Genomic DNA, 26,267 nt, shown 5'->3' on the forward strand with positions numbered 1-26,267 from the left:
CCTAGCCCTCTATCTGTGCTGCCGGTAAAATTTTCAGAGTAATGTTTCCACAGCCTTCAATTTCTGAAACAGCGAAACGGCCGTTTTCAAAAGTGCCGGTTTCACCTGTCCAGAGATTACGGAAGGTGTAGCGGCCGGCGGTGGCTGAGGAGTCGGCTACCCCGGCATCGTAGAAGCTCTCCGGTAATTTATCGCCGAGATATTTTTTAATAAGTGCTGCATCTACCGCAAAGTCACCGCACTTCTTTTCCTGACTCAGGTTGAAGAAGGAGAGAGCGAGAGAACCGTCTGCAAGTGGCTTTGCAAGAATGTCTATACGGTCGCAGTCGGTAATGTAGGCGCGGTTCGGTGTTCGGTCTGCGACGTCGAGGTTTTCAGGCATTGCAGCGGTTGTGAAAATACGTTTTGCCTGAATACCAAGCGCATCCTGATTAAGTGCGATGAGGTCGCGGTTTGCAATTATATTGTAAAGTTCATCACCTTTTTGAACACGGCGAAGGTCGAGGCCGAGCATCAAAGGAGAGTTCATCATACACCACATTGTAAAATGGGTCTGGCTCATCTGAGTGGTCATTCCGTTCATTCCAATCATCATCATGTCGGGGTCGTTCCAGCCTTTGTCGAGTCCCGAAAACTCGTCCATTATAACGGCTTTGTTGTACTGAGACGTTACACTTGGAGTTCCGGGGTCTGTCCAGCTGCCGAAGCCAGGGTTGCCGTCTGAGCCTACACGGAAGGTAATGTCGTTTAAGATTCTCCATGAGTTTCCAACTTTATAGCCCCAGTTCTGTGGCTGAGTTTTTCCCCATTCGCAGAGGGAAAGAAGAACGCCGTGATCCGGTTTTGCTTCGTTGAGTCCTTCGAGCATTGCTGCATATGAGCAGAGTGTATTCTCCTGTCGTCGATGGTTCATAAGGCGGATTTTGTTGCGTCCGGCTTTGAGGGTAATTTTGATTGGGGCGGAAGCCTCGAAAGTTTCCGGAGTTTCTGTTGCCGGAAGGAGATTATCAAAGAAAATAGTTGAGTTCTCATTATCGCTCGAAGCAGCCTCCGCTGCCACCTGCAGCCATTCTCCGCATCCGTTTTGGCGGGCCGTTGCGTAGTTTACTGTCAACTCGTACTCGCCGGCCTCAGGTACTTCAATCTCAAAAACAAGCTCACTGCTCATTGGTCCAACTGGAGTTGTTCCGGTATTTGTACCGTCAAAAGTTCCGATTCCTGTAGCATAGCCGTCTTTTATTGAAGCGCCACGACCTTTCAAAATTCCTTTATCAGCGCTGAGTAAAATCGAAAATTCGCCTTTTTTTAACTGAATTTCTTTCAAATTTGGGGCAAAAACGTACTTTGCGTTCTCAGGATTTGAGAAAGTTGCGTTATCCCAGAGGTAATAACAGTTATCAATTTTGAGGAAATCTACTCCCCAATCAATGTAAGATTTAGCATCTGTCTTTTCAAAACCGCAGGTTCCTACTGCAGCACCGGCACAAAGGTTTGTTCCAATATCATTGTACATTCCAAATTTAAGACCGCGAGCGTGAACATAGTCAGAAAGAGCTCGGAAGCCGTTTGGAAATTTTACAGGTTCATTTGCAAGCTTTCCGTCCTCGCGCTCAGATTTATAGCAGCCGTCATCTAGTACTAAATACTGGTAGCCGAGTTTATCGAGTCCGAGTTCAATGATTTTGTCGGCCATGATTTTTGTGAGTGCTTCTGTGTTTCCGCTGCCGAAAGCATTCCAGCTGTTCCAGCCCATTGCAGGAAGGCGGCCTTTTACGTTTCCAGGAAGTACCTGGCCATTAGTAAAACAATCAAAACGATATTTATTGTCTGTGATTTTTGCAGGTTCGCTTGGTGTCATTTTTTCCTCGTTTTTTCAAAAAATTAGTTAATCGATTTACCTAATCATACATCTTTTCACCGGTTAATCAATTATAAATTTGACATAATCAGAAATTCTTTGTATATTGTCACAAGTAGTACTAAACAATACTACTAAATACGCAACGATGCGGGATAAACTGATTTGAGGTTTTGATATGGCTGAAACAAAGATTATCGACATTCTTACAGAGTTCTCTCTCACAAGACAGGAAGCCTCAATTTATGCCGCACTTTTAAATCATGGTGATATGACCGGTTATGAGGTTGCTAAGGATACCGGTTTTTCCCGTTCAAATGTTTATGCTGCACTTAATGCTCTTGTAGAAAAGGGAGCCGCTTATCTTGTTGAGGGCGAGGCTACAAAATACCGCCCTGTTGAAATCAAAACCTTTACATCAAATAAAATATCTGAACTCAAAAAATCTGCTGAGTATCTGGAAAAACACGGTCCTCAGAAAGTAATTGCCGCGGACGGTTATATCACAATTGTAGGCGCAAAAAATATCCGTAATAAAATGCGCGAGATGATAGAGAAAACTGAACTTCGCCTTTATCTGATGGCTCCTGCACAGATTGTAAAAGATTTTGAAGAAGATCTTAAACGTCTTATTTCGGAAGGAAAGAAAATTGTTCTGCTGACTCAGGATTATTCAGTTAAGGGCGCAAAGGTTTACAACACAAAAGTTGAAGAAGGACAGATTCGTTTTATAACTGATTCAGCTTATGTGCTTACCGGCGAGCTTACAGATGATGAGCATAATACATGTCTATACTCCGGCCAGAAGAATCTGGTTGAAGTAATGAAAGAGGCATTAAAAGATAAAATAACGCTTTTAGCGTAAAAGAGGTACAAAATGAAAATTGGTATTTTAGGTTATGGTAACCTTGGTAGAGGTGTTGAGGCTGCTGTTAAGCAGAATCCAGATTGTGAATTAACTGCTGTATTCACACGTCGTGATCCTTCAACTGTAAAAATCTTGACTGCAGGTGTTCCTGTTTACAACGTTTCAGAAGTTGAAAAACACAAGGATGAAGTTGATGTTCTTATTATCTGTGGTGGTTCTGCAACAGACCTTCCAAAACAGACTCCAGAATATGCAAAATATTTCAATGTAATCGACAGCTTCGATACTCACGCAAAAATCCCAGAGCACTTTGCAAATGTTGATACAGTTGCAAAAGATTTCAAGCATACTGCTTTGATCAGCTGCGGATGGGATCCAGGTCTTTTCAGTTTGAACCGTCTTTATGCTAACTGCATTCTTCCAAACGGAAAGGATTACACTTTCTGGGGTAAGGGAGTTAGCCAGGGACACTCTGATGCTATCCGCCGCATTGAAGGTGTAAAGGATGGTAAGCAGTATACAATTCCTGTACAGGCTGCTTTGGATGCAGTTCGTTCTGGAAGCAATCCTGATTTGACTACTCGCCAGAAGCATACTCGTGAATGTTTTGTTGTGGCAGAAGAAGGAGCTGATAAGGCACGCATTGAAAAAGAAATCAAAGAGATGCCAAACTACTTTGCTGATTACGACACAACAGTTCACTTTATCAGCGAAGAAGAATTGAAGAAGAACCACTCTGGTATTCCACACGGTGGATTTGTAATCCGTTCTGGAAAAACTGGCTGGGACAACGAGTTCAACAACGTAATTGAGTACAGCCTCAAGCTCGACTCAAACCCTGCATTTACTTCAAGTGTTCTCGTTGCTTACGCCCGCGCAGTTTACAGAATGAACAAGGAAGGCCAGACAGGCTGTAAGACAGTATTCGATGTTGCACCAGCTTACCTGAGTCCACTGTCAGGCGAAGAAATTAGAGCTCACTTATTATAGTGCGTCATTGCGAGGAGCCTGAAAAGGCGACGTGGCAATCTATTGAATGGATTGCTTCGCTGCGCGCGCAATGACAAATAGAGGTTAACATGAATTCATTTATAGAAAATGTAAATTTCTTCGAGGGTAATGACCCAGAAAAAATTGCACAGGAATTTGGCACACCGCTCTACGTTTATAACGAGAAGATTCTCCGTAACCGTATGGATTCTGTTGCTAAGGTAATTACAAAGTATAAGTACACTGCAAACTATTCGGTAAAGGCCAATACAAACATTCACATCCTCAAGCTTGCTCTTGAAGAAGGCAACAACTGTGATGCTATGAGTGTTGGAGAAATCCAGATGCTGCTTAAGGCTGGCTTCCCAACCGACCGCATTTTCTTTGTGCCAAACAACGTTAGTGCAGAAGAAATGCAGTTTGCAATTGATAACGGAATTATGACAAGCTGTGACTCTCTTGCTCAGCTCGAGCTTTACGGCTCATTGAACAAGGGCGGTAAGGTTGCAGTGCGCATCAATCCTGGTGTAGGTGCCGGCCATCATGAAAAGGTTGTTACCGGCGGTAAGAAAACTAAGTTTGGAATTTCTGAAGAATTTATTCCTCAGATTTTTGAAATTGCAGACAGATATAATCTTACAATTGCGGGAATCAACCAGCACATCGGTTCCCTCTTTATGGACCCACAGCCTTACCTCGATGCAGTTACAAACCTGCTTCGTATTGCACTTCAGTTTAAGGATCTTGAGTTTGTTGATTTTGGTGGTGGTTATGGTATTCCATATCACAAGCTGGACGACGAAGCAGTTTTCCCAATGGAAGATTTTAAGAAGCGTCTTGAGCCAATTCTCGACGACTTTGTTGCAAAATATGGAAAGCCTGTTTTGTTCAAGTCTGAGCCTGGCCGTTTCTGTGTTGCAGAAGGCAGCGTAATTCTTGGACGCGTTCATGCAGTAAAGCACAACAACGGAAAGACCTTTGCCGGAACTGATATCGGTATGAATGTGCTTGTTCGCCCAAGTATGTACGACAGCTGGCACGATATTGAAGTTATCCGTGACGGAAAAGTTGTTCCTCGCGATAATCTTATGGAACAGACTGTAACCGGTAACATCTGCGAAAGCGGTGACCTTCTTGCTAAGGATCGTCAGCTTCCGGAAATGCAGCGCGGAGACCTTGCCTGCGTTCTCGATACCGGCGCTTATGGCTGGAGCATGTGTTCAACTTACAACAGCCGTCCACGCCCTGCAGAAGTTCTCATCTGCAAGGATGGCAGCGTAAAGCTTATCCGAAGACGCGAGACTATTGAAGATTTGATGAGATTATTCTAAACTACGTCATTGCGAGCGAAGCGAAGCAATCCATGCTACATAGATTGCCACGTCGCCCTGTCGGGCTCCTCGCAATGACGTGAATTTTTCATTATAATAATCCTTATGACAAAAAATCTTACCGAGGGCAGCATCCTCAAAAACATCGTCGTTTTTTCTTTACCATATCTTCTTTCATATTTTTTACAGACTCTTTATGGCATGGCAGATTTGTTCCTTGCAGGTCAGTTCAATGGCGCAGATGTAATTTCTGCTGTGTCTATCGGAAGTCAGGTAATGCACATGTTTACTGTAATTATCGTTGGGCTTGCGATGGGCGGCACAGTTCTGATTGGTCAGGCTGTTGGTGCTAAAGACACAAAACGTGCTTCTAAAATCATTGGTAACACAGTAACTTTTTTCCTGATTTTTTCAGCTGTGATTACTGTAATTCTTTTGCTTGCCTGCCGTGGAATTGTAAGTCTGATTCAGACTCCTCCGGAAAGCGTTGAGCAGACAGTTCTTTATCTTCGAATCTGTTTTATCGGTATTCCATTTATTGTTGCATATAACGTAATTGCTTCGATTTTCCGTGGCATGGGCGACTCTAAAAGCCCTATGATTTTTGTAATCATCGCCTGTACTCTCAATATCATTCTCGATTACATTTTTATGGGCATGCTTGGCATGAAGGCCGAGGGTGCAGCGATTGCTACAGTTATTGCACAGGCAGTCAGCGTTATCATCAGTTTGATTGCAATTGTGCGTTCAAAAAGCCTCAAACTTACAAAAGAAGATTTCAAACTTCAGCAGGATGCACTTGTTCCAATCTTAAAAATTGGTGTTCCTGTTGCCTGCCAGGACGGTTTTGTTCAGATTTCCTTTATGCTGATTACAGTTATTGCAAACCGTCGTGGTGTAAACGTAGCGGCCGCCGTTGGAATCGTTGAAAAAATCATCTGCTTCCTCTTCCTTATTCCTTCAAGCATGCTTTCTACAGTCAGCGCAATTGCCGCTCAGAATATTGGTGCCGGATACTATGATCGTGCACGAAAAACTCTTTATGCCGGCACCGCAATTGCCACTGGTATTGGTCTGATTTTTGCGGTTTCACTTCAGTTTGTTTTGCATCCTCTTATTGCACTTTTTACCCGCGAAGAGGTTGTAATCAATCTTGGAGCTCAGTATCTGAAATCTTATGTATTCGACTGCGTCTTTGCTGCAATCCACTTCTGCTTCAGCGGTTACTTCTGCGCAATGGGAAAATCAATTCTTTCATTTATTCACAACGTGACATCAATCATACTTGTGCGAATACCGGGCGCATGGCTGGCATCAAAATACTGGCCGGAAACACTTTTCCCAATGGGCTGTGCAGCTCCACTTGGAAGCCTGCTTTCTGCGGTTATCTGTGTGATTGCGTTTATCTGGCTTAATCAAAAAAAGGTGCAGAAGCTCTAATCATCAAAAGCCTGCATAATTTCTTTTTCAAACGAGGATGGCTGCCAGAGATCGAGGTCTGTAAATTCAAGTGCAACGGAACCGTTAGAGTCTTCAGTTATTTCTGGCACAAACTGAGCATCTGGCTTTGTTGTAAGAAACCACAAGCGCAGAAAAGCAAAACGAGTATTTCCTTCTGCGGCATATTCTGATTTATGGCAAAGCGGACTTGAAAGTGCCAGACTTTTCAGATGAGTCTGACGGTCGCCGCTTTGTTCATCTAATGACTTCAACTGGCAGAACAATTCATAAGCCTTCAATAAATCTTCTTCATCTTTTTCGATATCCTGTGTTACAGGCATTGCAAACTCCTGAAACTGAGAACGGAGCAGTGCCCGCTTTTCTTCATCCTGTTGGTTTATATGCTGCTGAAGTCTTGAGAGTTTTTGAGTTTCCGAGTTCTCCTGAGGAATACGAACACCATTATGCTGAGAGAATTCTTCCAGTTTTTGTGTAAAATCCTGAATAGTTTGAAGTAGTGATTTCTTTTCTGCCATATTCAAAAGTCTAACGCGAAAAATCAGATTGTCAAATATATTTAGAATTTCTTATTTTAGTAGATACTTACAACGTAATGTTTTATAATAGTGATACTATCATTTATTTGGAGGATAACTTAAATGAAAAAGCTTATTGCAATTGCAATGATGATGGCACTTGTTTGTTCATCAACTTTTGCTGCTAAAGCAAAAAAAGCAAAGAAGTCTTCTAAGGCTTCTATCAAAATCGCTATGGTAACAGATTCAGGCGATATTACAGATCAGTCTTTCAATCAGACAACTTACCAGGCTTGTAAAGATTACGCCGAAGCAAACGGACTTGAGTTCCAGTACTACAAACCAGCCGGAGATTCAAACGCAGACCGCGTTGCTTCTATCGATGCTGCTTATCAGGATGGTTACAATGTAATCGTTCTTCCTGGATACCTTTTCGGTGAAGCAATTGGAAAGGTAGCTAAAGATTATGATGATGCTAAATTCATCGGTCTTGATATCAGCGAAGGTGACCTCGGTGGTATTGCTGTTCCAGCTAACGTATTCTGTGCAGTTTATGCAGAAGAGCTTCCTGGATTCTTCGCAGGTTATGCTGCAGTAAAAGAAGGATATCGTCACCTTGGATTCCTTGGTGGTATGGCTGTTCCAGCTGTAGTTCGCTACGGATACGGATTCGTTCAGGGTGCTAACAAGGCTGCTGAAGAACTCAAAGTTGCTGATCAGGTAACAATTGAATATGTTTATGGTGGACAGTTCTACGGCGACCAGACAATTACAGCTGCTATGGACGGATGGTACAAGAACCGTGGTGTAGAAGTTGTATTCGCATGTGGTGGAGCTATCTGGTCTTCTGCTTGTGAAGCTGCTTCTAAAGTTGGTGGAAAGGTAATTGGTGTTGACGTTGATCAGACAGCACAGATTAACAGCTACGCTGATGGTATGTGTGTAACTTCTGCTATGAAGGGTCTTTCTGCAACAGTAAACGCTGCTCTTTCTGCTATTCAGGCTGGAAACTGGGCTGACTACTCTGGAAAGATTGCTAACCTCGGTCTCGTATCAGGAAAAGACCTTTCTTTGAACTATGTAGGTCTTCCAACAGATACTTGGACAATGAAGAACTACTCAGTAAATGATTACAAGAAACTTGTAGCTGATGTATATGCTAATAAAGTTACAGTTTCTAACGCAATCGACAAGGCTCCAGCAGTTACTGTAAAAGTAAACTACTACCAGAACATTAAATAAGCCAAAAATCGAAGAACCGTTAAAAACAGGGCTGCGACAGCGGGCCTGTTTAGGTTCATCGAAAGAACGGCTCAGAGGCGAGACTTGCGAGCCGACAAAACGGAAATTATTAAGCGTGAACTCTCCGGTGTTCACGCTTTTTTTGTTTAAATCCCTTTCTTTTTAGTATATAATTCTTTCTTATGAGTGAAGAATACATCATTGAAATGCTTAATATTACTAAGCGTTTCCCCGGAATTATTGCGAATGACAATATCACCCTTCAGCTCAAAAAAGGCGAAATCCATGCGCTTTTGGGCGAGAACGGAGCTGGTAAGTCTACGCTTATGAGCGTTCTTTTCGGTCTTTATCAGCCGGAAGAAGGCGAAATCCACAAGAATGGAAAAAAGGTTGAAATCAAAAATCCTAATGATGCTACGGCTCTTGGAATTGGAATGGTGCATCAGCACTTTAAGCTCGTAGAAGTTTTTACTGTTCTTGATAATATCATTTTAGGCAGCGAAACAGTAAAGCATGGTTTTGTTGATAGAAAAGCTGCCAGAGAAAAAATCATCAATCTGAGTCAGAAGTATGGTCTTGCAGTTGACCCTGACGCAAAAATCGAAGACATCACAGTTGGTATGCAGCAGCGCGTAGAAATTTTGAAAATGCTCTACCGCGATAATGAGATTTTGATTTTTGATGAACCTACTGCTGTCCTTACCCCTCAGGAAATCAAAGAGCTTATGCAGATTATGAAAAATCTTGCTGCAGAGGGAAAATCAATCCTCTTTATTACACATAAGCTCAACGAAATCATGGAAGTTTCAGACCGTTGTTCAGTTCTCTGTAAAGGACGCTACATCGGTACTGTTGAGATTGCAAACACAAGCAAGGAAGAGCTCAGCCGCATGATGGTTGGCCGCGACGTAAAGTTCACTGTAGATAAAGAACCTGCAAAACCAGGTGAAGTTGTTCTTGATGTAGAAAATCTTTGCGTTGAAAGTCATGTTCATAAAAAACTTGCCGTTCATAACGTTAGCCTTCAGGTTCGTGCCGGAGAAATCGTTTGTATTGCCGGAATTGATGGAAACGGCCAGTCTGAGTTCATTCAGGGAATTACTGGTCTTGAGCGTGTTGCTCCTCATTCTGCTTCAAAAATCACTTTGTGCGGTATTGATATCACTAAAAAATCTATCCGCGAAAGAAGCAAAGCTGGTATGAGCCATGTTCCGGAAGACCGCCATAAGCACGGTTTGGTTCTGGATTACACTCTTGAACAGAATATGGTGCTTCAGCGTTACTGGGAGCCTCAGTTCCAGAAGAATCAGTTTATAAAGACAAAAGAAGTTTCTGCTTATTCGCAGATGCTTATTGATAAATACGATGTTCGAAGCGGACAGGGAAATAAAACCATTGCCCGTGCAATGTCTGGTGGAAATCAGCAGAAGGCAATTGTTGGCCGCGAACTCGATAAAGAGCATTCACTTCTTATTGCAGTTCAGCCAACCCGTGGTCTTGATGTTGGTGCCATTGAATATCTTCATAAAGCAATTATTGCAGACCGTGACGCAGGAAAGGCAGTACTTCTTGTTTCTTACGAACTCGAAGAAGTTTTGAATCTCAGCGACAGAATCCTTGTAATGTATGAAGGCGAGATTGTCGGTGAACTGGATCCAAAACAGACAACACCGGAAGAGCTTGGTCTTTACATGGCTGGTGCTAAACGTAATGTAGGCGAGAAAGCCGGTGGGGAGGCAAAAGATGAGTAATAAATTTAAGACAGCACTTGCTTCTGATACTTCTAAATCAATTCTTTCTGCTGTAATTTGTGCGCTTCTTGGTATTCTGATTGGTTTTATCATTCTTCTGATTATCAATGCTGAACATGCGCCAAAGGCTATCAGCGTAATCTTGAAAAACTGGATGTATTACAGAAATAACGGTAAAAAGCTTTACTACCTGGGACAGACTCTGGTAAAGGCTGTACCGCTTATTCTTTGTGGAATTGCAGTTCTGTTTGCTTACAAATCTGGACTTTTCAACATTGGTGTTGCCGGCCAGTATTGTATCGGAATTGGTATTTCACTCTGGACTGCATTAGCATGGCATCTTCCATGGTTTGTATGTGTGTTGTTTGCTATAGTATGTGCTGCTTTGTGGGCAAGTATTGCGGGCCTTCTGAAAGCTTTCTGTAATGTAAACGAAGTTATTGCGGGAATCATGCTCAACTGGATTTCACTTTATATTGTGAATGTGTTGATGCAGAATGAGCGCGTTATGAACGTTGGTAAATCAGAAACCTTCTCAATTGCTGCAACTTCACCTCAGTCACTTTTGCCAACTCTTGGTCTTGGTGCTCTTTTCCATGATAACGAGTATGTTTCAATTGCAATTCCTTTGACAATTGTTGTAGCAATTCTTGTAAACATTGTTTTGAAAAAGACAGTCCTTGGTTACGAACTTCGTGCTACAGGTCTTAATAAGCATGCTGCAAAATATGCCGGAATGAAGGATAAGAAAAATCTGATTCTGACTATGGCTGTTTCTGGTGCTATTGCCGGTCTTGCTGCTTCACTTTTCTATCTGACTGATGTTCAGCCATGGAAGACAAGTTCGACTGTCCCTGCTATGGGCTTTAATGGTATTGCAGTTGCTTTCCTTGGTGAGCTGAATCCGATTGGTGTAATTTTCTCGGGTTACTTTATTCAGCATATCACTCAGGGTGGAAGCTTTATTGATACAAAATATTTTAATCCTCAGATTGCGGATTTGATCTCATCTATCATCATTTATTCTTGTGCATTCATGTTCCTGTTTAAGACACAGTTAAGTAAGCTGATGGAAAGAAAGAAGAAGGTTGCGAAGTCAGAGGAAAAGCCTGTAAAGGCCGAATCTGCTGATGCCGAGGGCAAGAGAGGTTAATTATGTTATTGATTCAATATACTTTAATTTATGCTTCAGTTTTGATTTTCGTTGCGTTCGGCGGTATGTTCAGTGAGCGCAGTGGTGTAATTAACCTTGGTCTTGAAGGAATTATGGTAATGGGTGCGCTTGGCGGTGCATTCGTGCTTTATTCTCTGCCTGCTGGAACTCCGGCCTTTGTTATAATTCTGCTGACAATTCTTGCGAGTGTTCTTTTCGGAATGTTATATTCTCTGTTCCTTGCAGTTGCGGCTATTAACTTTAAGGCGGATCAGACTCTGGTTGGTACAGCTATGAATATGCTTGCTACAGCCGCTGCTATTGTTATTGTTAAGTCGTTTAATAATGCGAGATCAGGTGGTACAAACCCTTCTGCAATTCTTGATTATATTGCAAACAGAAAGGTTTTCCTGATTGGAGATTTCAATATTTACATGATTTTGACAGTGATTCTTGTTGCTGTTGCCTATGTACTTTTGAACAAAACACGCTTTGGTCTTCGTCTTATGGCTTGTGGTGAACATCCTCAGGCTGCAGACAGCGTAGGTATCAATGTATACAAAATGCGCTATGCAGGGGTTTTGATTTCAGGCTTCTGTGGTGGAATTGGTGGAATTATCTACATTTCTGCTGCAAACTCACAGTGGGACTTCATGTACGGTGTTGCCGGTGCGGGCTTCCTTGCACTTGCCGTTATGATTTTCGGTCAGTGGAATCCGCTTCGTATTGCAGCCAGTGCTTTGCTATTTGGTGCATTCCGTGCCGTTGCAGATACTTATTCTGCATTTGATGCATTGATTCATCTTGTTCCAGGTGACGTTTACAAGATGCTTCCATACATCATTTCTCTTGTAGTTCTTGCATTCACTTCAAAGAAATCCCGCGCTCCTAAGGCTGAGGGTATTCCATACGATAAGGGTACAAGGTAATTCTTATCTGACGTCATTGCGAGGAGCGAAGCGACGAAGCAATCTATTAATATGGATTGCTTCGCTTCGCTCGCAATAACGAAAGTATAAAAAGGCTATTGTAAACCTATATTTAAATACAGGTTTACAATAGCCTTTTTATTTGCTATAGTCTCTCTTATGAAAAATAAGTCAGTCTTAAAAATCTCTTTCATCGCGTTATTTGCCGCTATTATTTGTTTTGGTTGTTTTATCAGAATCCCTCTTGGTGTGATTCCGATTGTTTTGCAGAATGCCTTATGTATTCTGTGTGCTGTATTATTAGGAGGAGTCCTTGCTGGTGCTCCTGCAGCTCTCTTTTTAATTGCAGGTTTGATTGGTCTTCCAGTTTATTCTGGTGGAACCGGCGGGCTTGCTGTATGGCTTGGACCAACCGGCGGCTTTTTGCCTGGTTATCTGCTTGGTGCAGTGGTTGCAGGTTTTATTGCTGGAAAGCCGAGTGTTACTGAAAAGAAACTGACTGTAAAGGTAGTTGTTCGTGTTTCTGCTGCTGTTGTTACTGGTCTTGTGATTTTGTATATTCCGGGTGTAATCAGATTTTCGTATTGGGCAACTGCTGCCGGCAAAGTTCCTGCAGATAAAACAGCCCTTGCTTATACAATGGCTGCCTGCGTAATTCCATATATTCCTGGAGATATTCTTAAGGCTGTAATTGCCATACCGGTTGCGTTGAAGTTGCGTCCGGTACTTGCTCAGTATTTATATGAAGACTCAAATAAGTATTAGTCATTTATCAAAAACATTCAGCACTGTTGCCGGTCCAAAGAAAGCCTTAGATGACGTAAGCCTTGAAATCAGAGAGGGTGAGTGCGTCGTTGTAGGCGGCGAAAACGGATCAGGTAAAAGTGTTCTGATGCAGATTATTGCCGGACTGATGGAGGCTGATAACTCAGGAACAGATTCCAGAGTTCATGTTGAAGGCCGGGTCGGCCTCGTCTTCCAGGAAGCTGAAACTCAGATTCTCGGTGAAACTCCGGCAGAAGACATCGCCTTTGGTCCGAAAAATCTCGGCTGGAAAAAAGAAGAAGTTCAGACATCTGTACGTGAAGCTCTGGAAAAAACAGGGCTTACAGACAAAGCTGATTTTCCTGCCCGCTTTTTATCTGGTGGAGAAAAACGCCGTCTTGCAGTTGCCTGTATGCTCGCAATGAAGTTTCCAGTAATTATTTTAGATGAGCCATATGCCAACCTGGATTTTGGAGGAGTTAAGCAGGTAAACGCACTTGTCCGCCAGCTTAAGGAAGAAGGTAAAACAGTTGTAATACTGTCACACGAGTTAGAAAAATGCCTCGGTCTTTCCGACCGATTGGTAGTTTTATTCCGTGGTAAAAAAGTTTTTGATGATACTCCGGAAGAAGGTCTAAAGCAAAACCTCGAAGAATGGAATATCAGAAATCCGCTGGTTGCTTATAAATCAGTGAAAGATCTAATATGGGAATGACAAAAGATACCGCTTTTTCTTACAAACCTGGTTCCTCATTTTTGCACCGCTGTCCTGCGTGGATTAAGATTCTTTTGATCTCTGTGGTTAGTGTTGCGGTGTTTAAACAGCCATTTTATTGTGCAATCGGGCTTTGTATTATACAGGTTATTCTTGCGTTTGTATTGAAGTTCTCTGTTCGAGAACAGCTGCGAGATGTAAAAGCTGTATTATACTATGCGGTATTTTTGATTTTTGCAAAGCTGATTGGAAGCGTGGCATCGGGTCAGCTGGAGATATCAACATTTATTCGAAATGAAACAGAAACCTGGATTCTTTTATTAAAATTGCTTTGTGTAATGCAGAGTGCATCAATAGTATTTAAAACTTCAACTTCATTACAAATTCGCGAAGGACTCGAAAGCATGGAGCTTGCAGTTCGTAGACTTTTTCATGCAAAGAAAGAAACTCCGGTTGCTCAGGCAGTTTCTCTTTTTATCTGTTTTATTCCTCAGGTTTCTAAAAACTGGCAGCAGGCAGAACGCGCGTGGAAAGCCCGCGGCGGGAAGAAATCTCTCCGAATGTTTATTGTTCTGCTTCCAGTATTCTTCTCTGTTGGTATGAAGCAGGCATATAATTCAGCACGGGCTATTTCAATACGGCAGAAGACTTCAGCGTAACCTCTCCAGAGTTCAGTGTCTTTATAGTTCCGTCTTCCAGAGTGACAATGAGTCCGGCATTTTCATCGATGTCGGTAGCTGTAGCTTTGTAAGCAGTTTTTTCATCGCCAATCAGAGGGTATACTGTAAGTTCTCGGCCAAGCAGGAACGAGGCTTCTTTATATTCTTTTATGATTGCTTTGTGTGTTTCGGGACTTGAAGCATCTTCTTCAAAAATCTTAAGAACCTGGCCGGCGATTTCTGCGGCGACACGAGTTCTAGAAATTGAACCTGCAGCTTCTGGAGAAGTCTGAGTTACTGCATCTTCCAGTGTACCAACAACATCTGCCAGTTCACCTTCAAATGCAGTCTTATTCTTTTTAATATTTATTCCCATTCCAACAACGGCTGATTCAATCATTCCGCTTTCAAAATTGGCAACGCCTTCAGCAAGAATACCGCAGACTTTTTTACCTTCAACAAAAATATCATTGATCCATTTAATTTGTGGGTCTGCGGTTAATACAGAAATATCACCAAATACTTTTTTAATCGCTCTGCAAATTGCTACTGCCGCACACGCTGTCAACCTTGCAGGATTTGTAATTCCACCTTTTGGAGCATATATCACAGAAATATAAATGCCGGTTTTTTCTGGAGAAACAAAGGTGCGTCCTAAGCGACCACGACCAGCAGTCTGGCTTTCGGCAATAATTACTGAGCAGTGATATTTTTTGCCGGCTTCGGTAAGGCTACCGTCTGGTCCACGAAGATTTCCGCATTCAGCAAGGATTCGTTTTGCATAAGTATTTGTAGAATCAATTTCCTTAAAGCATTCAATATGACAATCAGAAAGTTCTGGAAAACGTGAAGAAAAAGTTTCCTTAAAAAGTTCAGCGGTAAAAACATCATTATCAGAAAGAACATAACCGCCGTTTGTTGTACCTTCAATTGAATTGCCAGTTTCGCGCAAAGCATTTACTGCCTTCCAGACAGCAGCACGGCTCACACCACATTCAGCCGCGAGAGTTTCTCCCGAAACAGCCTGGCCCTTTGCATCCACGAGCAATTTCAAAACTTTTTCCTTCGTAGTCATATTCATAGTGATACTATAAAATTGCCTTTTCTTCAATTTGATATTATCTTTAAAAATATGAACAAATCGGATTTGAAGAGAAATTATTGGATGCTCAACGGCCGTTTTGCCCGCAAAGGATACGACTGGTGGTGGCATAATTTTACAGCTGTTAATGAGAAGACTGGAGAAGAACGCGCGTTCTTTATCGAATATTTTACATGTAACCCGGCACTAGGTGGGGATCAGCCGGTATGTGGTCAGCTTCCCGTAAATCGTGAAGCAGGTCGCCGTCCAAGTTATCTTATGGTAAAGTGCGGCTGGTGGGGAGACAATCCTACACAGCTTCATAAGTTTATTGCCTTGAAAGATGTGGATATTGGGCACGACGATAACGGCTATTTTGTAAAAGCAGGAGACTGTTCTGCCTGTGAAACGCGCCTTATTGGTAAGGTGGAGATTTCATCGGAAGACGCAGCAGCTCATCCTGAATGGATGTGTAATTCCGGCTCAATGCAGTGGGATATAAATGTAGATAAAAAGGTTGCCTTTAATGTAGGCTACGGTGCAGGTTCACTGTTCCGTAAACTTAAAGCCTTTGAAATGTACTGGCATGCAGAAGGAATGAAATCTCTTTATTCAGGAAGTATTACCTCAAATGGCGAGAAATATATAATTACTAACGAACGTTCGTTCGGTTATGCTGATAAAAACTGGGGTGCAGATTTTACTTCTCCGTGGGTCTGGCTTTCTTCTTGCGATCTAGTAAGTAAACAAACAGGTAAACGCCTCGAAGATTCTGTATTCGATATCGGTGGCGGTCGTCCAAAGGCTTTTGGAATCGCTCTTAATCGCAAACTCCTGAGTGACTTCTGGTACGAAGGAAAATCATATGAATTTAATTTTTCAAAATTCTGGACTTTCTGCCGTACAAAGTTTGATTGCAAGGAAACTGAAGATAAAATTATCTGGTATGTCCGTCAGGAAACAACAAAGGCTATCATGGAAACTCAAGTGGAATGCGACAAATTGAAAATGCTTCTGGTAAACTATGAGTCTCCAGATGGGGCGAAACGTCATAACAGATTATGGAATGGCGGAACCGGCTGCGGTACTGTAAAGCTCTGGAAAAAACGTCTGTTTGCTAAGCCAAAACTTCTTGACGAGATTGAAGCTAAACACATTGGCTGCGAGTGGGGTGAATACTGTTAGTTTGTCTAACTATCGTTAGTTAGGTAATATTCTATTGAAGTTTTCTTCAATAAGTTTTTCAAAAGCCGGACGGCTCATACCGAGAAGTCCGGCAATTTCATTATAGACCCTTTCAATCAAACCAACATCATTTCTGGTTCCACCAAGCCAGGGCTCTGAATCAGGATTATCAGTTTCAGCAAGCAGCAGTTCTGGAGGAGTCATTTTCAGTAATTTCTGTAAATGTTCAGACCGAATAGTTTCTACACCAAATGTCTGCATATAACCGCGACGTAAGAATTCTCTGTAAATATTCTCTGGTCCATCATACCAGTGAATCACAATCGGAGCATCTGGATAATCAGAAAGAATATCACATATCTTTTGTTCAGCAGCTTTTGTATGAATTACGCAGGGCTTCGCAGTTTTATTACAGTATTCTAAAAAATATCTTAAAACTTTTTCCTGATTTTCAACAGAACATTTTGACCAGCAAAAATCCATTCCAATTTCACCGATTAAAGGAGACTGTTCAAGATATTTTTCAAATCGTTTTTTCGTTTCGGGATTATCAAGAAATGTGGCATTTTCATCTGCGTAATTTGGATGGATACCAAAGGTAGAAATTATATGACACTGATCTGGTGTATGTGACGCAATCTCACAATTCTTCAAAAAACTATTTTCATCGACAGAGGCCGCAATAATTGTTCCTGAAAATTCAGCTAGCTGTGCAGCTAAATCTGTTTGATTGTAAAAATCTAAATGTGTATGAAAATCAATAAGCATAATCAAAACCTTATTTTCTCTTAATGATAAAGGAAAACAAATAAATTTTAAATTCCATTTTTCCATGATATAATTAAATAACTTGTTATATGGAGATAGTTTTATGAAGCTGATTGAAAAGAGCACAGCTGAAAAACCAATGTGGCATAGTATTACTATTGGCTGTTGATATGCGTGATTATGTTGAGGGAATTCTTCTTGCAGAAAGAAATGCAGAAATTATGAAACAGCATGCTACTCATATGACAGAGCTTGCAAATCAGGATTCTCTTACAGGTATCAGAAATAAAACTGCTTATGACAGAACAATACGAAAAATGGAATATGAGCTTGATATGGGTAATCTGATAAACTTTGTGAAATTGTATGTTCTGTTTTTTCTCATTCACCAGTTTTCAGAATTGGTGGAGATGAGTTTGTTGTAATTCTTAAGCGGGCAGATCAGAAAATGTATGAAAACAAGAAAGAGATGAAATCAGGAAAATAAAAAATATACAAATTCATTTCTTAATAAATGTGCTATACTACGGATATAAATAATTGAGAAACTTCTATGAGTACACATCTTGAATCCTTTAATTTTAATAATCTTCCTCTTATTGTTGATGTAGTTGAGCCCTTGTGGTTTCCGCCAGTTGGAAATGATGAGTTTAAGCGTTTTAATGTTGAATACATTGTAAGAAATAATATTTGGGAAAATAATTATCGTTTCCAGCTGGTAGATGATGGAGAACCAAGCGAGATTCATTCCGCAGCGTTTTTTGCACGTAAGGGCGATTACAGTAATGTTGAAAAATGGTTTACTAAGGAATCTCAAAGATTTCCGGAAGAATGGAAAACTGCCTCTGGTATGAGTAAAACTTTTCTCACATTGATGGACGAACGAACATTAAGCCTTATGCAGGATGATGATATAAAGCTTTCTCTTTTTATAAGTCGAAAGCCAGGAGCAGGTTCAAGTATTCTTGAAAAGTGTTGTGAAAAACTTCGTGCTGAAGGTTGGAAAAATCTTTACCTTTGGACAGATTGTGAATGCAACTGGCAGTGGTATATAAAGCATGGATTCACACTTTTGAAAGAAGACACTTATGAGCCTTTCAGTGATGAACAAGAAGATTATAAAACTTATATTTTTAAGCGAAAACTTTAATAACAGAAGCATTTTACGCACGAATTTTTACAATTCGTGCTTTTTTTTATCATTTTTTGCAGGTATGCTGTAATATATTATTAGAAAAAATGAAAACAATAAAAAAAGAAACAGCAAGAAATTTTCTCGTAAACTATCAGAATCTGAATGGTAATGGAAAACTAAAAGGTCCGAATGGTGTAGTGGAATACATGCAGAAGGTTCGCTGTATTCAGTATGATCCTCTGGATGTTGTCGGCCGTAATACAGATTTAGTTTTGCAATCACGTGTTGCTAACTATCGTTCGGATGTTTTATTTGATTTACTTTATAAAGAACGGGTTTTATATGATTCACCAGATAAGATGATTTCAATAATTCCAACAGAAGATTATCCTTCAATGGCTCGTATTCGTCAGAAAACAGTAGAGCAGTTAAAGGGCATTTTGACCTGGAGGAAATCTCTCGAGGCGTTAGATTTGCTTGATGAAATAAAAGAGTTCATTCGAATAAATGGTCCTCTTCCTGCTGCAAAAATTAATATTGGAAATAACGTAGATTCTGGTCCATGGGGGCATAAAAAACTTTCGAGTGCTGCCCTTGATTATCTATATCATTCGGGGGAACTTGGAATCAGTTCAAAAAATAAAACTCATAAGGTTTATGATTTAAGTGAAAAGCTTTTTCCGGCGGAAATACTAAAAGCTGCAGAACCATTTAAAGATGATCATGATTTTGAAAAATGGTATATCAAGCGCAGAATTGGTGCAGTGGGAATGGTGTGGAATAAAAATGGTGGCACCTGGCTTGGCTTTTATGTTTCAGATACAAAACTTCGCACTCAGCTTCTTCGTGAACTTGTTGAAGAAGGTGAACTTCTGGAAATTGCAATTGAAGGATCAAAAGAAACTTTTTATATCCGAAAAGAGGATGAAGAACTTCTGGGTAAACCTGCAAGGAATTCTGTGGCTCAATTCATTGCACCACTGGATAATCTTATCTGGGACCGGGGAATGATAAAAGAGCTTTTTGATTTTGAATATACCTGGGAAGTTTATACTCCGGCAGCAAAACGAAAGTTCGGTTATTATGTTCTTCCTGTGCTTTATAAAAATCAGTTTGTTGCACGGTTTGAGCCGGAACCGAACAGAGGAAAAACTCCGGCTCAAATAAAAAACTGGTGGTGGGAACCGGGTATTGAAATAACTGATAAAATGATTGAAGCAATAAAAGAAGCTTTCTGTAGATTTAGTCGTTTCCTTGGTGTTGAAATGATGGATGAAAAATATCTTGAAGAAAAATTAAAAAACAGGAATTGATAGAATGAAAGATCTGATAATCAGAAAATTGGCAATTGAAGATGCTCCGGCAATCTGTGAGATTTCAGTCGAGGGACTTGGATATAATTGTGATTTAAATCTTGTGCAACGAAAGATTCAAAACTTAAATATACAGCGCGAAGCTGTTTTTGTTTGTGAACTGGATGGTAAGGTTATCGGATATATTCATGTTGAACGTTACGATACTTTGTATTTTGAAACGATGGCGAATATTCTGGCTCTTTCTGTAAAAAAAGAATTTCAGAAACTTGGTGTTGGAAAGGCGCTTCTTCTTGAAGCAGAAAACTGGGCAAAAGAAAATGGAATAAAAATGATGCGTCTTAATTCAGGAATTAACAGAACAAATGCTCATGGTTTTTATGAACATCTGGGCTATGTTTCAGAAAAGGATCAGAAGCGGTTTATGAAAAATTTATTTTAGAAAATGAAGCCTGTGTGGTATCAAAAATCAGCTTGAAGATTGTTACAATAGATATGGAAAAAAATATAAATAAAAATAAGATCTGGATTTATGTTCTAACTGTTTATTTTATCTGCTTTTGCTTTAGATTTCTGGAATACTTTTTAATCCGCACAGATTCCACGTTTTTTGGTGAAGCTTTTATTCATAAGCTTTTAGGAATTATAGTTTTGTTTGTAACTGCGGGCTTTCTTTATATAACCCCAGGAGAAATGGGATTTTTGCGTTCCAAATTTTCTAAGAACCTTTTAAGAGGATTTCTTCTTGGACTATTATGTTATTTCTTAGCTTACACAGTTGAAATCATTATTGTTCAAAATCTTGGAGAGTTTGATAAACTGTCACTTTTTGTAACAAGTTACTCTGTAAATGGAAATCTTGGAAATCATACAGAAGCAATTTTCTTTATCATCTGTATTTTGGGAAATATCATAAATGTTGTGATGGAAGAAGGCGTTTTCCGGGGACTATTTCAGAACTTATTTGAAAGACGATATTCTTTCTGGCCATCAGCTATATTTGCGTCTCTCTTATTCGGCTTGTGGCATTGTGTAGGACCAATCAGAAGTTTCACAGACGGAGACAGTAATAGAATGCAGCTTATCATGAATCTTTTGATTTTGATAGGTTCATCGACTTTGATTGGGCTAAAATATGCAATGCTTGCTAAAATAACTGGTTCGCTTTATGCAGGAATGGCAGATCATTTTGTGAATAATACGATAATCAATATCTTGCATGTAGTGAGTATTTCTGAAATGGATCAGTTGCAGACTATTCGAATAAGTATTGCACAAACTGTTTCATTTATTATTGTTTTCATTGTATACTATAGTAAAACGATAAACGGATGTAAGAAATGAAAACTATTTTTTTTGATGTGGGATACACACTGGTAAATGAAGATGCTGTATGGGAGAAACGCTGTCAGGAACAGGTAGAAACGGAAGAAGCAAAAGCGCTCGGGCTTTCTGTAGTTGATCTATTTCATGAAATCAGAAAAGCTACTATTGCCTGGCTTCCGCAATATCGTACAGTGGTAAAAAAATTTAATTTTAAAGAGGTTGCTCCGTATCGTTCTGAACTGGAAACTCTTTATGAAGAGGTGCCTGAAGTTTTAAAGGTTCTTTCAAAAAATTATAAGCTTGGTGTTATTGCAAATCAGCTTGATGGATTAAAAGAGCGTTTGGAAAACTTTGGTATACTTCAGTATTTTTCGTATGTAATTTCATCCTGGGATGTAAAGGTGATGAAGCCGGATGTTCAGATTTTTGAATATGCACTGAAAACTGCAGAGTGCAAACCGGAAGAAGCTTTTATGGTTGGTGATAGACTTGATAATGATATAGCACCGGCAAAATCTCTTGGTATGAAAACAGTCTGGATTAAGCAGGGCTTTGGTGCGTTACAGATTCCTATGTCTGCGGAGAGCAAACCGGATTATACAGTAAACAATTTTTCAGAGCTTTTGAAGATTTTTGCTGAGTAAAATACTTGAACAACAATTATCGTTTGTGATAGTGTAAAAATATACTTAATACTTAAGGAGGTTGAGAAAGATTTATGATTTATTTTGATATTGCTAACTCTTCGACCTCCGCTGTTATTGCATAATGTAAGACGTTACGTCATTCCCACATTTTTGCCTGAAAGCGGAGCTGTACTGGATAAAGAGATCCCGAAACAAGTTCGGGATGACGTCATGCTGAACTTGTTTCAGCATCTACATGACTCTCTTTATTAACTCTTGCATTTTAGGAAATCAAATTGAAAACAAATAATATTATTACTGCACGTGTATCTTGCGTGCAGAAAAATCAGTTTACACTTTTGCCATGTGGAGAAGACAAAACTGTAAACTCAGATGTTGAATTACTCGGAAAACTTAAAGGAAAATTTTACAATCTCGGACTTGAGCCGCCTGTTGTTGGTGACTATGTAAAAGTTATTACAAATGAATACGGTGACGCACTGATTGATGAAGTGCTCCCTCGCACTACTGTATTCAAGCGCCCAAACAGAAGCGGACATGCAGAAGCCTTTGTTAAAAATCTTCTGGAAGAAACCATCGTTGCAAATTTTGATTATGTATTCATCGTTACCTCGCTAAACCAGAATTATAATGAAAACAGAATTGCACGATTTGTTTCTATAACGCTGCAAACCGGTGCAAAGCCAGTTGTGGTTTTGTCTAAAGCTGATTTGTGTGATGAAGTAGATCTTAAGGTTGAAATCACAAAAGCAATCTGCGATAAGGCAGATGTAATTGCAATCAGTTCGTTAACCGGCTTTGGTATTGAAAATCTGAAGCCGTATTTACAGAAGGATAAAACTATTGCTCTGGTTGGTTCGTCGGGAGTTGGTAAGTCTACACTGCTGAATACTCTGAATGGTGATGATTTGATGAAAGTAAATCATATCCGCGATTCGGACGGTAAAGGACGTCATACTACAACCTACCGACAGTTAGTTAAATTGGACTGTGGTGTCTGGATTATGGATACTCCAGGACTTCGTGAAATTGGTGTGCTCGACATGGAAGAAGGAATTGACGAAACCTTCTCTGATGTTGTCAGCCTTTTTGATCAGTGTAAATTTAATGACTGCTCTCATACTAATGAGCCGGGCTGTGCAGTACTCGCGGCACTTGCAGATGGCTCACTAAGTGAAGAACGCTGGGCAACCTATCAGCAGCTCCATCAGGAAAATGAATGGGGCAAGGCAAAGATGATGCAGATTGCACGGTTCACGCGGGAATATCAGAAAAACCGCTACAGGGGCTGGGATTTGTAAAAATCTTACTCAGGAGAAAAAAATGTTAGAAAAAATGGGAGACTTTTTTGATTCAAGAACTGAAGGCTATGAAGAGCATCAGTTAAATACTATAGATTTTGCACAGGAATTTTATCCGTTTACAGCAGGTTGTCTGCCTGAAGAAAGCGGAACAAAAATCCTGGATTTAGGCTGCGGAACTGGTCTGGAACTGGACGAGTTCTTTGCCATAAATCCAGATGCAAAAGTTACTGGAATAGATCTTGCGGCTGGCATGCTCAATGAATTGAAAAAGAAATTCAGTGATAAGGATATCAATCTGATCTTAGGTTCATATTTTGATGTGCCATTTGGAGAAGCTCAGTTTGATGCGGCTGTGTCAGTTGAATCGTTGCATCATTTTACGAAGGAAGAAAAAATTCCACTTTACACAAAACTCAAGGCAGCTTTGAAAACCGGCGGATATTTTATTATTACTGATTATTTTGCAATGAGTGATGAAGAAGAAATCACCAGAAGACAGGAGCTGCTTCGTTTGAGAAAAGAACAGAATCTGCCTGACGGTGAGTTCTATCACTATGATACTCCGCTGACTGTAGAGCACGAAAAAGAAGCTCTACTGGCAGCTGGTTTTTCAAGTGTAGAAGTTCTTAAAAACTGGGATCATACTTATACGCTTAAGGCTGCTGTATTATGAACTGATTTTGAAGATGAAAATGGAGCATGAAAAATGAAATACAATCAGAAAGTTATTTTGAAAAACGGAAAAGAAGCATTGCTTCGGAATGGGGATAAGGCAGATGGTAAAGAGGTTTTTTAAGTATTTAATCTTACTCATGCCGAAACTGACTATCTGCTTTCCTACCCAGATGAAAATAGTTATGACCCGGAACAGGAAGCACAGTTTCTTGAAGAGAAAACAAACAGTTCTAATGAAATAGAAATTATAGCTGTTGTTGATGGAAAAATCGCAGGAACAGCTGGCATCGAGTCTGTGGGTAAAAAATATAAACTTCAGCACCGCGCTGAATTGGGCATCAGCGTTCTCAAAGAATTCTGGGGACTTGGTTTAGGTAAGGCTCTTATGAATGCATGCATTCAATGTGCAAAAAAAGCTGGCTATAAACAGCTTGAACTGAATGTTGTTGCAGAAAATGAAAGAGCTGTAGCTTTGTATAAAAGTTTTGGCTTTGTAGAATTCGGACGAAATCCAAAAGGTTTCAATTCACGAACAAGTGGATTTCAGGAATTGGTTTACATGCTGTTAGAATTATAAAATATTTGGAGGAAATATGTTTAGCATAAAGAGACTTAGTATAAAAGACAAAGAAATTATCAAAAATTTATTTACCAGTGTTTTCACAATTGCACCGTGGTATGACGACTGGTCAGATACAAATCAGCTGGATATGTGCATCACAGACCTGATAGGACAGAGTTATTCATTAACTTATGGTTTGTATGATGATGATGAGCTAATTGGAATTTCTATGGGATATATAAAGCACTGGTATTCGGGAACAGAATATATAATTGAAGAATTTTGTATCAAAACAGATAGGCAGGGCTCAGGTGCGGGAACTTTTTTTGTGGCAGAAATAGAAAAAGCAATAAAGGAACTTGGACTCAAACAGATTTTCCTTTTAACCGACACAAACGTACCGGCTTATAATTTCTATAAGAAAAATGGTTTTGATGAATGTTCAACAATTGTTGCATTCGCTAAAAGATTAGGAGATTAAAAAATGGAACTTAAAAAACTATCTGAACACATCTGGATCATGCCTTATGAATCAGAAAGAGACCGACCTAACCTTGGATATGTTAAGGGTGATAACTGGAGTCTTGCGATAGACGCAGGTCATTCTGATATTCATGTAAAGGAATTCTATGCTCTGCTGGAGGCTGAAGGGTTGTCTTTGCCGTCGATCACTGTTCTTACTCACTGGCATTGGGATCATACTTTTGGTATGCATGCAGTAAACGGTTTATGCATTGCGAACGAAAAGACAAACGGACATCTCCTGGAATGGAAAAACAAAATTGAAACTAACGGTCCGGCTGAGTTTCTTGCAATTCACGAGAGCATCAGAAAAGAATATGCAGGCGGAAAGGAAGTGATTGTTGTGCCGGCTGACATTCTGTTTTCCGGTGAAATGACGCTGGATCTTGGTGGCTGTAAAGTTCGTATCGTGGAAAGCGAGGCTCCTCATACTGAGGATTCTACACTTGTTTATATTGAAGAGGACAAAGTTCTTTTTCTTGGAGATTCAACCTGTGATGATTTTATGACAGGAATCAAAGACAAGGAATTGTGTCAGAAGCTGGAAGCAAAAATCAAATCGCTTAATCCCGAAACCTGCATGGAGGGACATTGGGTTCCGGTTGAAACTTCGGATACACTTGATGATTTGATGAAGTTTTAGTTTTAAAAAAGGAAAATAAAAATGCTTGAAAATCTTAATTTACCGGAAAAAATCAATGAGCTTGTTGCTGGGAAAAATTACACCTGTGATGATATGGGAAAGTCCCAGGCGAAAGTTCTGATGTTTAATGACTGTGTTCTTAAGATTGAAAAAATCGCTAAAAAAAATGATGAGCTCGTAAAGATGATGCGCTGGCTGGAAGGTAAGCTACCTGTTCCAAAGGTTATTGCTTATGAGAAGGATGAAGCCGCTGGACTTCAGTTCCTTCTTATGAGCAGAGTGACAGGAAAAATGAGCTGTGACGATTACTACATGTCGCGACCGAAGGAGCTATGCAAACTTCTCGCCCAGGCGCTTAAGCTTTTGTGGAGTGTGGATATTTCTGACTGTCCTCGATGCATAACTTTGGACGATGAACTTAAAGAAGCAAGGTTTCGCGTTGAAAACAATTTGATCGATGTGAGTGATGCAGAACCGACGACTTTTGGACCGGATGGTTTTGAAAATCCTATGGCTTTGCTTGAATGGCTGGAAAACAACAGACCAGAACGCGAACCTGTTTTTTCGCACGGAGATTTCTGTCTTCCGAATATTCTTATAGAGGACGGTAAGCTCAGCGGTTTAATAGATTTGGGAGACACTGGTGTAAACGACAAATGGCTGGACATTGCGCTTTGCTACCGAAGTCTTAAACACAATGCAGACGGCACCTGGGGCAAAAAGATTTATCAGGATTTTAATCCTGAACTATTTTTTGAAGCTCTTGGAGTTGAACCGGACTGGGACAAAATCAATTATTATATTTTATTGGATGAGCTGTTTTAATATGACATTTAAATGTCATATTAACTGTACCAGAAAATTGGGGG

Annotated in this window: 28 protein-coding genes; 24 read left to right on the top strand and 4 right to left on the bottom strand. The window is 40.2% G+C overall.

Going from position 1 to position 26,267, the window contains the following annotated elements:
- Window position 1 precedes the first annotated feature (1 nt).
- The gene (locus AABJ44_RS00380) at window positions 2-1,858 is read right to left on the bottom strand and encodes an alpha-galactosidase (RefSeq protein ID WP_338369907.1); all 1,857 of its coding nucleotides are present in this window, start codon (window positions 1,856-1,858) and stop codon (window positions 2-4) included.
- A 178-nt stretch (window positions 1,859-2,036) separates the two neighbouring features.
- Between AABJ44_RS00380 and AABJ44_RS00385 the strand changes: the two genes are divergently transcribed.
- The 4 genes from AABJ44_RS00385 to AABJ44_RS00400 all read left to right on the top strand — a co-directional run bounded on the left by AABJ44_RS00385 (window position 2,037) and on the right by AABJ44_RS00400 (window position 6,487).
- Window positions 2,037-2,723, top strand: a complete 687-nt coding sequence (locus tag AABJ44_RS00385; RefSeq protein ID WP_074641919.1) for a TrmB family transcriptional regulator — start codon at window positions 2,037-2,039, stop codon at window positions 2,721-2,723.
- 12 nt (window positions 2,724-2,735) lie between these two features.
- Window positions 2,736-3,716: a diaminopimelate dehydrogenase gene (locus AABJ44_RS00390; protein ID WP_074641917.1), complete on the top strand. Its 981-nt coding sequence runs from the start codon at window positions 2,736-2,738 to the stop codon at window positions 3,714-3,716.
- An 89-nt stretch (window positions 3,717-3,805) separates the two neighbouring features.
- On the top strand, window positions 3,806-5,047 hold the full coding sequence (lysA, locus tag AABJ44_RS00395; RefSeq protein ID WP_338369910.1) for a diaminopimelate decarboxylase: 1,242 nt from the start codon (window positions 3,806-3,808) through the stop codon (window positions 5,045-5,047).
- 105 nt (window positions 5,048-5,152) lie between these two features.
- Window positions 5,153-6,487: an MATE family efflux transporter gene (locus AABJ44_RS00400; protein WP_338369912.1), complete on the top strand. Its 1,335-nt coding sequence runs from the start codon at window positions 5,153-5,155 to the stop codon at window positions 6,485-6,487.
- Here the strand turns inward: AABJ44_RS00400 and AABJ44_RS00405 are convergent.
- Window positions 6,484-7,023 carry a hypothetical protein gene (locus AABJ44_RS00405; RefSeq protein WP_338369914.1) on the bottom strand — a complete coding sequence of 180 codons (540 nt, stop codon included), beginning with the start codon at window positions 7,021-7,023 and terminating at the stop codon, window positions 6,484-6,486. The two genes, AABJ44_RS00400 and AABJ44_RS00405, sit on opposite strands and share 4 nt — an antisense overlap.
- Before the next feature lie 123 nt (window positions 7,024-7,146).
- Between AABJ44_RS00405 and AABJ44_RS00410 the strand changes: the two genes are divergently transcribed.
- The 7 genes from AABJ44_RS00410 to AABJ44_RS00440 all read left to right on the top strand — a co-directional run bounded on the left by AABJ44_RS00410 (window position 7,147) and on the right by AABJ44_RS00440 (window position 14,237).
- The gene (locus tag AABJ44_RS00410) at window positions 7,147-8,265 is read left to right on the top strand and encodes a BMP family lipoprotein (protein ID WP_074641910.1); all 1,119 of its coding nucleotides are present in this window, start codon (window positions 7,147-7,149) and stop codon (window positions 8,263-8,265) included.
- A gap of 182 nt (window positions 8,266-8,447) precedes the next feature.
- A complete protein-coding gene (locus AABJ44_RS00415) occupies window positions 8,448-10,016 on the top strand; it encodes an ABC transporter ATP-binding protein (protein WP_338369915.1) in 1,569 nt (522 codons plus the stop codon).
- Window positions 10,009-11,169 carry an ABC transporter permease gene (locus AABJ44_RS00420; protein WP_338369916.1) on the top strand — a complete coding sequence of 387 codons (1,161 nt, stop codon included), beginning with the start codon at window positions 10,009-10,011 and terminating at the stop codon, window positions 11,167-11,169. Before AABJ44_RS00415 ends, AABJ44_RS00420 begins: the two co-directional genes overlap by 8 nt.
- 2 nt (window positions 11,170-11,171) lie before the next feature.
- Window positions 11,172-12,098, top strand: a complete 927-nt coding sequence (locus AABJ44_RS00425; RefSeq protein WP_338369917.1) for an ABC transporter permease — start codon at window positions 11,172-11,174, stop codon at window positions 12,096-12,098.
- A 159-nt stretch (window positions 12,099-12,257) separates the two neighbouring features.
- Window positions 12,258-12,863: a biotin transporter BioY gene (locus AABJ44_RS00430; RefSeq protein ID WP_338369918.1), complete on the top strand. Its 606-nt coding sequence runs from the start codon at window positions 12,258-12,260 to the stop codon at window positions 12,861-12,863.
- A complete protein-coding gene (locus AABJ44_RS00435) occupies window positions 12,841-13,578 on the top strand; it encodes an energy-coupling factor ABC transporter ATP-binding protein (RefSeq protein WP_338369919.1) in 738 nt (245 codons plus the stop codon). The genes AABJ44_RS00430 and AABJ44_RS00435 overlap by 23 nt, the downstream gene beginning before the upstream one ends.
- Window positions 13,575-14,237 carry an energy-coupling factor transporter transmembrane component T family protein gene (locus tag AABJ44_RS00440; RefSeq protein ID WP_338369920.1) on the top strand — a complete coding sequence of 221 codons (663 nt, stop codon included), beginning with the start codon at window positions 13,575-13,577 and terminating at the stop codon, window positions 14,235-14,237. Before AABJ44_RS00435 ends, AABJ44_RS00440 begins: the two co-directional genes overlap by 4 nt.
- Here AABJ44_RS00440 and AABJ44_RS00445 read toward each other — a convergent pair.
- Complete coding sequence (locus AABJ44_RS00445; RefSeq protein ID WP_338369922.1) at window positions 14,206-15,318, bottom strand: biotin--[acetyl-CoA-carboxylase] ligase; 1,113 nt, start codon at window positions 15,316-15,318, stop codon at window positions 14,206-14,208. The genes AABJ44_RS00440 and AABJ44_RS00445 overlap by 32 nt on opposite strands.
- A 51-nt stretch (window positions 15,319-15,369) precedes the next feature.
- On the opposite strand from AABJ44_RS00445, the gene AABJ44_RS00450 reads away from it, so the two are divergent.
- Window positions 15,370-16,503 (top strand): tocopherol cyclase family protein, encoded by a 1,134-nt coding sequence (locus AABJ44_RS00450; RefSeq protein ID WP_338369923.1) that lies wholly within the window; start codon window positions 15,370-15,372, stop codon window positions 16,501-16,503.
- A 15-nt stretch (window positions 16,504-16,518) separates the two neighbouring features.
- Here the strand turns inward: AABJ44_RS00450 and AABJ44_RS00455 are convergent, their stop codons facing one another.
- Entirely contained in the window at window positions 16,519-17,337 is an 819-nt protein-coding gene (locus tag AABJ44_RS00455) for a TatD family hydrolase (RefSeq protein ID WP_338369926.1), read from the bottom strand.
- Window positions 17,338-17,429: 92 nt separating this feature from the next.
- Here AABJ44_RS00455 and AABJ44_RS00460 point away from each other — a divergent pair, with 92 nt between their 5' ends.
- From AABJ44_RS00460 to AABJ44_RS00515, 12 genes are all read left to right on the top strand, one after another.
- Window positions 17,430-17,696, top strand: coding sequence for a hypothetical protein (locus AABJ44_RS00460; protein WP_338369928.1), 267 nt, complete (start codon window positions 17,430-17,432; stop codon window positions 17,694-17,696).
- Between the two features lie 128 nt (window positions 17,697-17,824).
- Window positions 17,825-18,421 (top strand): GNAT family N-acetyltransferase, encoded by a 597-nt coding sequence (locus AABJ44_RS00465; RefSeq protein ID WP_338369929.1) that lies wholly within the window; start codon window positions 17,825-17,827, stop codon window positions 18,419-18,421.
- An 89-nt stretch (window positions 18,422-18,510) separates the two neighbouring features.
- A complete protein-coding gene (locus AABJ44_RS00470; protein WP_338369930.1) occupies window positions 18,511-19,719 on the top strand; it encodes a DNA glycosylase AlkZ-like family protein in 1,209 nt (402 codons plus the stop codon).
- Between the two features lie 4 nt (window positions 19,720-19,723).
- Window positions 19,724-20,161, top strand: coding sequence for a GNAT family N-acetyltransferase (locus AABJ44_RS00475; RefSeq protein WP_338369931.1), 438 nt, complete (start codon window positions 19,724-19,726; stop codon window positions 20,159-20,161).
- Window positions 20,162-20,175: 14 nt separating this feature from the next.
- A complete protein-coding gene (locus AABJ44_RS00480) occupies window positions 20,176-21,063 on the top strand; it encodes a CPBP family intramembrane glutamic endopeptidase (RefSeq protein ID WP_338369932.1) in 888 nt (295 codons plus the stop codon).
- On the top strand, window positions 21,060-21,689 hold the full coding sequence (locus tag AABJ44_RS00485; RefSeq protein ID WP_338369933.1) for an HAD family hydrolase: 630 nt from the start codon (window positions 21,060-21,062) through the stop codon (window positions 21,687-21,689). Before AABJ44_RS00480 ends, AABJ44_RS00485 begins: the two co-directional genes overlap by 4 nt.
- A 278-nt stretch (window positions 21,690-21,967) precedes the next feature.
- The gene (rsgA, locus tag AABJ44_RS00490) at window positions 21,968-22,993 is read left to right on the top strand and encodes a ribosome small subunit-dependent GTPase A (protein WP_338369934.1); all 1,026 of its coding nucleotides are present in this window, start codon (window positions 21,968-21,970) and stop codon (window positions 22,991-22,993) included.
- A gap of 22 nt (window positions 22,994-23,015) precedes the next feature.
- Window positions 23,016-23,669, top strand: a complete 654-nt coding sequence (locus AABJ44_RS00495) for a class I SAM-dependent methyltransferase (RefSeq protein WP_338369935.1) — start codon at window positions 23,016-23,018, stop codon at window positions 23,667-23,669.
- A 156-nt stretch (window positions 23,670-23,825) separates the two neighbouring features.
- Complete coding sequence (locus AABJ44_RS00500) at window positions 23,826-24,248, top strand: GNAT family N-acetyltransferase (RefSeq protein ID WP_338371301.1); 423 nt, start codon at window positions 23,826-23,828, stop codon at window positions 24,246-24,248.
- A gap of 16 nt (window positions 24,249-24,264) precedes the next feature.
- Window positions 24,265-24,714, top strand: coding sequence for a GNAT family N-acetyltransferase (locus AABJ44_RS00505; protein ID WP_338369936.1), 450 nt, complete (start codon window positions 24,265-24,267; stop codon window positions 24,712-24,714).
- Window positions 24,715-24,717: 3 nt separating this feature from the next.
- Window positions 24,718-25,398: an MBL fold metallo-hydrolase gene (locus AABJ44_RS00510; RefSeq protein ID WP_338369937.1), complete on the top strand. Its 681-nt coding sequence runs from the start codon at window positions 24,718-24,720 to the stop codon at window positions 25,396-25,398.
- 21 nt (window positions 25,399-25,419) lie between these two features.
- Window positions 25,420-26,223: an APH(3') family aminoglycoside O-phosphotransferase gene (locus AABJ44_RS00515; RefSeq protein ID WP_338369940.1), complete on the top strand. Its 804-nt coding sequence runs from the start codon at window positions 25,420-25,422 to the stop codon at window positions 26,221-26,223.
- Window positions 26,224-26,267: the final 44 nt, after the last annotated feature.

The sequence above is a fragment of the Treponema bryantii genome, assembly GCF_036492245.1.
In the GTDB taxonomy this organism is placed as follows: Bacteria; Spirochaetota; Spirochaetia; order Treponematales; family Treponemataceae; genus Treponema_D; species Treponema_D bryantii_C.